Raw genomic sequence first — 260 nt, 5'->3', positions numbered from 1 at the left:
CGGGCCGGCTCGCGCAGCACGCCGATCACCTCGCGCAGGTCCTGCAACGCCTGATGCGCACTGGCCCGGATCACCCCCGCCGCCTTCGCCACCTCCGCCGACGGCGCGTCCGGACGGATCTCCAGCGCACCCGCATGCAGGCTCAGCAGCGAGATCCGGTGCGCCAGCACGTCGTGCATCTCCCGCGCGATCCGCGCCCGCTCCAACTGCCGGGCCCGGTCCACCCGCAGCTGCTGCTCCGACTCCGCGCGCTCGGCCCG

At 75.4% G+C, this 260-nt stretch carries 1 protein-coding gene; it reads right to left on the bottom strand.

The features are described from left to right. Nucleotides 1–260, bottom strand: a 260-nt coding sequence (locus tag OP04_RS48210) for a histidine kinase (protein WP_033346827.1), incomplete at both ends; no start/stop codon positions are given.

The sequence above is a fragment of the Catenuloplanes japonicus genome (assembly GCF_000717135.1).
GTDB classification, from domain to species: domain Bacteria; phylum Actinomycetota; class Actinomycetes; order Mycobacteriales; family Micromonosporaceae; genus Catenuloplanes; species Catenuloplanes japonicus.
The sequence above is the reverse complement of the archived record's forward strand: the minus strand, read 5'-3'. Positions and strand labels throughout refer to the sequence as shown.